Annotated in this window: 5 protein-coding genes; all 5 read left to right on the forward strand. The window is 27.9% G+C overall.

Features of this window, described 5'->3' with window-relative positions:
- Window positions 1–59: 59 nt before the first annotated feature.
- Window positions 60–212: a hypothetical protein gene (locus CVD18_RS22875; RefSeq protein WP_158250537.1), complete on the forward strand. Its 153-nt coding sequence runs from the start codon at window positions 60–62 to the stop codon at window positions 210–212.
- 13 nt (window positions 213–225) lie between these two features.
- On the forward strand, window positions 226–1,221 hold the full coding sequence (locus CVD18_RS21500) for a hypothetical protein (RefSeq protein WP_103867523.1): 996 nt from the start codon (window positions 226–228) through the stop codon (window positions 1,219–1,221).
- A 50-nt stretch (window positions 1,222–1,271) separates the two neighbouring features.
- On the forward strand, window positions 1,272–1,952 hold the full coding sequence (locus CVD18_RS21505; protein ID WP_103867524.1) for a GIDE domain-containing protein: 681 nt from the start codon (window positions 1,272–1,274) through the stop codon (window positions 1,950–1,952).
- Window positions 1,953–1,956: 4 nt separating this feature from the next.
- Window positions 1,957–2,295 carry a hypothetical protein gene (locus CVD18_RS21510; RefSeq protein WP_103867525.1) on the forward strand — a complete coding sequence of 113 codons (339 nt, stop codon included), beginning with the start codon at window positions 1,957–1,959 and terminating at the stop codon, window positions 2,293–2,295.
- Window positions 2,296–2,439: 144 nt separating this feature from the next.
- The gene (locus CVD18_RS21515; protein WP_158250538.1) at window positions 2,440–4,203 is read left to right on the forward strand and encodes a WG repeat-containing protein; all 1,764 of its coding nucleotides are present in this window, start codon (window positions 2,440–2,442) and stop codon (window positions 4,201–4,203) included.
- Window positions 4,204–4,576 lie beyond the last annotated feature (373 nt).

Consider the following 4,576-nt stretch of genomic DNA (forward strand, 5'->3'; position numbering starts at 1 on the left):
TATTTCTTCTTCTCACAACCTAAAAATAAGGATTTTTAAAACAAAAGATAAACTAATTTATGCTCTTATTAATAACAATAGAAGATGATCAAGGACAAGAACTTTTTAGTAAACCAAAAAACATAGTAGACGAAGAATTAGTATTATTGGATGAGTATGAAAATGTATGGAAAAATGATAAAGGAGAAGATTTAAAATGGAATTTGTTTTAATGAAAAATGAAAAATGAAAAAAATAATTAGTTGTATTTTAATTACAGTAAGTATTGCAAGTTGCGCACAGCATCAAACAAAAGAGAATATGAGAAGTATAGAAGATATTAGTACCCTTTATAAAGAAATAAAACACTACCCCATAGAGCCTCATTATGGAATATACCTAAGTTCTTCAAATACTAATTTTGAAGTACGAGTCAATGATATTCCTGTATTTCTTGGATATGAATTTATTACGAATGATATTTCACCAAAAGGAAGTTATTTTCCTATTAATCTAGCTATATCAAAATCAGGAATACAGACCATAGAGGTTCGTATGTATCCCTCATATAATCGTGAGACACAACAATTAGAACCTAGTTTAAAGAATGCACAGGTAATAGTAGATGTTGTAAAACGAGAGTATAATTCTGTAAAGAAAGAGTACAGTGATGAAGAAGTGCTATTAAACCTTGCAGCCCCTATAGAAAAAAATGAGGTTAGTAAAAAGACCAAATTTATTTACCCAGACCGTACAGAGTATCTTTTTGACGGTACTTTTGAGGCTGTAGTACCCTATGATATAACAACATTAGACAATGCTCAAAATCTACTAGTTACAGATTCTGAGGAAATCAAAGAATTAACAGAACAGTTATTGACACGGTATAAAGAAATGTGGGAGATATATGATCAAAATAGTATATCTAAATATGCAGATTTGATCTATGAAAAAGAAAAACGAACTGCGCAACAATTATTTTTTACAGAATCTGATAGTAAAAAGAGAAAAGGGAAGCTTTTGACTTCTGGAAAAATAGTTAAAGAAGGATATAAAATGATGCCATTTGAAGATTATAAACTTCGTTTTTATGCAAACGGTAAAATTGTTACTCTAGTGTATGATAAAATAGGACAAGTAGGAAGAAATAAATCTGTATTACGTTCTTCTGGGGAATCTAGAAAAAGTTATTATTCTTTTTTTTATAAACCTATTGGAAGTGATCAATTCGTATTATTTTAATACTATTGCAATAAACATTTAATTCTTTAAACATCATATCTTTTTATTATATGATATTATACATTAATACAACTTTTGATGTAGGAGATATCTTTCTTTTCATGATTATTGGGGGAATGATTTTATATGGTGTATTAAAAAAGAAAAAACCAAAACCAATAGAAATACTTGAAGAATCTAAAATAGATTCCCTCTCAAAAGGAGTAGTAAAAATCAAAGGACGATTAAAAGCGATTCACCATATAAAATCACCTATTTCTGAAATTGAATGCATAGGATATAATTATAGTCAACTTTCTCTTAGATATGGGCGTGGTAAAAAAGGTAAAAAAAGGAGAAAATGGAGAATTCTTAAATCAACCTCTGAAAGTACCGATTTTTATATAGAAGATAACACAGGAAAAATAAAAGTAAATGCAAAAGGTATTTCTATACAGATAAATACTCATAGAACAGAAAAGAAAATATCAAGAACATTACTTGATGTAGAAAATCTATTGATAGAAGATGAAACAGAATATATTGTAACAGGTACAGTTATTACTAATAAAAACGGAAACTTAGAAATTGTAAAAGGCGCTACAGAAAGAGAACTAGTCATTATGGATACAGCTTTTTATGAATTTATTTTTGAAGATGTTCCATTTATGAAAAGAAAAATGGGATACTTTATAGTATTTCTTATACTAGCTATTATATGTTTTATAGTTTACAAGTCTTTTTCAAGCTAAGTGAATGAATGAGATACTAACTTATATTTCAAAAAATAACATCCATGAAGGAATTCTTGTACTGATCTTTACTTTTGGAAATTTTATTTTAGCAATTATTTTGAGTATACTTTGCTATGTAATAAAACCAATAAAAATACTTTATAATACAATCGGGGCGATTTCTACAGGAGCATTAATGGCTACATTTGTAAATCTCCTATTACTAGGAGTACTTGTTTTTTTTAACCTAGATAGAGATATAGTCTTTTATAGCGGTATTTTTATCTCATTATCATGTTATGCTTTTACTTATCAATTTGCAGACAACTTATGGAAAATAGGAAAGATTTCAGAAAGGTAATCTCGGATATCTCTTTAGATTATTGAAGATAAGTAGTTTATTTTGTTTAATGTTATGAAAAACCAAAACTTATATTTTATTTGCTTACTAGTACTTTTTAGTGTCAGTTGTAATACCAAATCAGACATAGAAAAAAAACCTGATTTGGAGTATTTTATATCTAAACTTGAGGATAAAGGCATGCATACAAAAGGAGAGTTGCTCAAAGAAACGATAGAAACATTTAACGGTTTATTAGCTATCTATAATATGGGGAGCTCTTTAATACCAGAACAAATCAATATCGAAAATGAAATATATGATGTGCCCTTTATAATAGACACTACTAAAATTCCCAGTATTTTTAGCCAATATCAAGAAGTTTATCATGTTCAATATCCACAAGATGGTCATAATTACTTGAAATTTCTTGTAGAAAATGAAACAGATATTTTTATAAACCCAAATACTTTAGGCGCAGGTATAGAAATAGAACTTATTCCAAAAACCATATATTATCGTGATACTATAGATAGTACACCTAATTATAAAGTTAATTTTGAAGATCAAATGAAGTGGGGGACTTCTCGGGTAGTCGATAGTATTAACATTCAGTGTAGAGTTACATATGTGTCTGATTACGATACCATAACAATTTCTAAAAATAACCCTAAGATTATATATAAAGGTGGAGAAATTATTTTAAAGGAAATGAAAAATAATTATGTGCACATACAGCTTAGCGATACAATTCATGATCTTCTGGAAATAGAAGGTGTTACTTCTAAAGGGAAAATAATAGGTAAAAAATATCAAAGTGATTCTGAAACCCCTCTTATAGATGCTCAAAAGAAATATACCGAATTGATTAATGCTCTAAAAGAGGTAAGAGAAGAAGTGTATTTAGAGCAATTAAATAATAATAATGAAGAATTTAGAAGATTATCGTATAACAAACTTTCTAAATTAGATTTTTTTAACCCTGAAAGTGATAATGACAGGTATTATTATAAAACCATATATTTTAATGGAGAAGTTGATAAAATCAAACTGTACATAAAAAAAAGTACTCGTGAATCAAGTATGAATTTTATGTCTATCGCTAATACAAATTACGGTTCTCTAATTGCTGAACATTCAAAAGATTTTGCCAGTTACAGAATACTGACTGATACAGGGGAGTTAATTACTAAAATACAATCTGAAAATTACCCTGTACTCAGTCAAGACTTTAGATATTATGAAATTAATGGAGAATATTTTCATTTAAATTTAAATAAAAAAGAACTAGATCGTATCATAACAGATAGTATTATCGCATTTGATAATGATATAGTGGCCATTAAAAAAGATAGAGATCACAAGGGATATGAATTATTTTCTTCTGAAAAAATAAAAATATCAAATTATGAGTATTCAAAATTCAAAAATGATTATGGGGTGTTATTTGGGTTTAGAGAAGGTTATTTTTATATCATAAACTCCAATGGAAAAGAGAAAACAAAACTTAAGAGGGTTGTTGATATAGAATTTGGTTATGAAAGAAGATTTCAAATAATGAATAAAAATGATCAGTATGGATTATTAGATGACAAAGGGAAAAGGATAGCTCCTATGGTATATCATTATATAGGTCTTTTTAGTGAGGGGTTAGCATTAGTTCAAAAGCATAATAATGGAAATTATGGATTCATTAATACTAGTGGTAAAGTAGTACACCCATTTGTCTATGAAGATGCTTATTCTTTTATAGATGGAGTTACTGCTGTTAAATACGAAGGAACATACAAATTGATTAATACAGAAGGAAAAGTTATAGTAGATAGTAAGTCCGATAACCTCTTTATGCCTTCAGTAAATGGTAGAGAATATCATTTTGATTACTCAAAGGTATATTATAATAGTAAAGGAAAATTAGTATCAGAGTAACTTAGTTAAAAATAAGCATTCAAAGATCTTTCCTTGAGAATTGACTCTAGTAAAGGGTATATGCAACCTATCGAAAGTTATAAATTAGTAATACATCCAAATGGAAGAATGATATCTTTAGAAAATGGTCAATGAGAATTACCTCTTTTTCCAAAGATTTGTCAAGAAGAATTAAAGCTTATGGTTTGATGTTGTATAATGCCAAATATACTTTGAATTTTCTCAAAAAATGATTATCTTTTGCTTATGGCAAAACAAATAGATATTGAAGTTAAAGAGAGTGAATCGGATTTAGTTAAGTTGCAAAACCAACAACCTACTATTTTAAAGAGAAGCAGAATCAAGGCATTATTGCTAATTAAGCAAGGAAAAG

It is taken from the genome of Aquimarina sp. I32.4, from assembly GCF_002924285.1.
Lineage (GTDB): Bacteria > Bacteroidota > Bacteroidia > Flavobacteriales > Flavobacteriaceae > Aquimarina.

Coding starts and splice junctions, on each gene's coding strand:
- CVD18_RS21500 (WP_103867523.1), top strand. CDS start 226: ATGAAAAAAATAATTAGTTGTATTTTAATTACAGTAAGTATTGCAAGT.
- CVD18_RS21510 (WP_103867525.1), top strand. CDS start 1,957: ATGAATGAGATACTAACTTATATTTCAAAAAATAACATCCATGAAGGA.
- CVD18_RS22875 (WP_158250537.1), top strand. CDS start 60: ATGCTCTTATTAATAACAATAGAAGATGATCAAGGACAAGAACTTTTT.
- CVD18_RS21505 (WP_103867524.1), top strand. CDS start 1,272: ATGATATTATACATTAATACAACTTTTGATGTAGGAGATATCTTTCTT.